Below are 2,317 nucleotides of genomic sequence, written 5' to 3' on the forward strand. Positions count from 1 at the left end.
AAGACAAGCCGGGAAGAGTTCCATCGCCTACGTCTTCCCCGTTTACAACGAGGCGGGGAACATCGAGCTGCTGCATCGCACGGTGTGCCATGTCACCGGGGCACTCGCCGACCGCTACGACTTCACCTTCACCTACGTCGACGACGGCAGCAAGGACGACTCCGCGAGTTGCCTGCAGGCGCTGGCCGATGCGGACCACCGCGTCACGGTGATCGAACTCGCGCGGAACTTCGGCCACCAGACGGCGGTCACTGCGGGTTTGGATCTCGTCGACGCCGATGCGGTAATCATCATGGACAGCGACTTGCAGGACCCGCCACAGGTTAGCCTGGAACTGATCACGAGGTGGCAGCAGGGCTACGAGGTCGTGTACGCGCAACGCCGCTCTCGCCGCGACACGACGTTCAAGAAGTTCACCGCGAGCGTGTTCTACTGGGTCCTGCGCAAGATCGCCTCGGTCGACATCCCTCGCGACACCGGCGACTTCAGGCTCCTGGACCGCAAGGTGGTCGAGGAACTGCGCAAGTTCCGCGAACGCGACCGGTTCCTGCGCGGCCTGGTCAGCTACATCGGCTTCCGCCAGACCGGGGTGTTGTTCGACCGCGACGAGCGGCACGCGGGCACCACAGGCTACCCCTTGAGCAAGATGCTGAGATTGGCTGCGGACGGCCTGCTCGGGTTCTCCGTCACCCCGCTCAGACTGATCAGCAGGCTCGGGTACGGCATCTCACTGCTGAGCTTCCTGGGAATCCTGTACACGGCCGGGGTGAAGGTCCTGGCTCCGGAGACGGCGGTACCCGGGTGGGCGTTCACCGCCATCGCGATGTTCTTCCTCGGCGGAGTGCAGATCACCATGCAGGGCGTGCTGGGCAGCTACATCGGCCGGACCTACGCCGAAGCCCTAGGGCGACCGCTCTACACCGTCTCATCTGTGCGCACGGCCGTCGACCAAAGCACACCGGTGAAGACCGTGCTGGACCGGTCCGTGCAGTCGAGCGACCGGAGCCTGAACCGGTGAAGCCGGTCACCGCCACCCGTCTGCGCTTCGGTGTGGTCGGTGTCGTGAACACCTCCGTGGACCTCGTCGGTTACGTCTCGCTCGTCCTGACGGGCACCCCGACGTTCCTGGCGAACCTGCTCTCGACCTCGGTGGGCATGGCGTTGAGCTTCGTGCTCAACAGGTCGTTCACCTTCCGTGCGCGGTCCGGCGACCTGCGTGCCCAAGTCCTGCTGTTCGTCTTGTGCACGGCATCAGGGTTGTGGGTCGTCCAACCCCTGGCGATCAACGTGACCGGCGATCTGCTCGGCGGTTCGGCCGCCCTGACGGCGGTGACGGGACCAAAGCTCGTCGGCCTGGCATTCGGACTGGTGTGGAACTACGTCTTGTACAGCAAGGTCGTCTTCCGTCGGCGGTGACCGGTCGGGTGACGGTGGTCGGACATGTCACCTGGGGAGGTGGTCGTTAGCGTGTGTGGCTGGTGCGACGAAGCCGATCGGTGCAAGGGTCGATTCATGCGACCGCATCGGGTGGCCCCGCGTGAGATGAAGGACCCCGGAGGTGTGACCGCCTCACACCGTTCGGACTGGGAACTCGTGGCCGAGAATGGAACCGGAACGCACATGACGACCAGGTCCTCCCGAGACCGGGCTGAAGCCCTCGTCCTTCCCGAGCAGTACAGCGCCTTCAGGCTGCTCGGCCACGGGCAGAAGGTCACGCTGGCGGCGGTGGCCGTCGTCCTGGCGTGCGTGGTTCTGGCAGGCGCCTTCACCGCAGCCGCACCGCGTCCGCTGTGGTGGGCGCAGGTGTTCGTGAGCGCGACCACGATCGTCTACGTGCTCGTGATCTGCTTCCGCTGCCTGCTGGTGGCCGCCGGCCCGGGCGCGCGGATCATCCGAGTGCACGATGAGGTCCTGATCGCCGATCAGGACCTGCCGCCCTACACGGTGCTCATCCCCCTGCACCGCGAGGAGCTGGTGCTGCCAGGGCTGATCGAGACCATCCACCGGCTCGACTACCCCGTCCACCGGCTGCAGGTGCTGCTGCTGGTCGAACAGGATGACGACATCACCCGTCCGGCGCTGGACCGCCTGGAACTGCCGCCGGGGTTCGAGGTGGAGCTCGTTCCCGAGGGCGGGCCGCGCACCAAGCCCAACGCGTGCAACGTGGGCCTGGCCCGCGCCACCGGCGAGCTGTGCGTCATCTACGACGCGGAGGACCGGCCCGAATCGGACCAGCTCCGCAAGGCGGTGGCGGCGTTCGGGTGGGCCACATGGGTCCGGTCCAGCCGATCTGACCTGCGCCGTTGCCGGCGAAGAG

At 66.5% G+C, this 2,317-nt stretch carries 3 protein-coding genes; all 3 read left to right on the forward strand.

Annotated elements, in window-relative coordinates:
• Window positions 1–22 precede the first annotated feature (22 nt).
• Window positions 23–1,018 (forward strand): glycosyltransferase family 2 protein, encoded by a 996-nt coding sequence (locus tag AB0G02_RS35775; protein WP_360803561.1) that lies wholly within the window; start codon window positions 23–25, stop codon window positions 1,016–1,018.
• Window positions 1,015–1,416: a GtrA family protein gene (locus AB0G02_RS35780; RefSeq protein WP_360803556.1), complete on the forward strand. Its 402-nt coding sequence runs from the start codon at window positions 1,015–1,017 to the stop codon at window positions 1,414–1,416. The genes AB0G02_RS35775 and AB0G02_RS35780 overlap by 4 nt, the downstream gene beginning before the upstream one ends.
• Before the next feature lie 204 nt (window positions 1,417–1,620).
• Window positions 1,621–2,317 (forward strand): glycosyltransferase (locus tag AB0G02_RS35785; protein WP_360803559.1); only part of this gene is annotated, 697 nt, incomplete at its 3' end.

Origin of the sequence: Actinosynnema sp. NPDC023658, from assembly GCF_040639995.1 — a bacterium.
GTDB lineage: Bacteria > Actinomycetota > Actinomycetes > Mycobacteriales > Pseudonocardiaceae > Actinosynnema.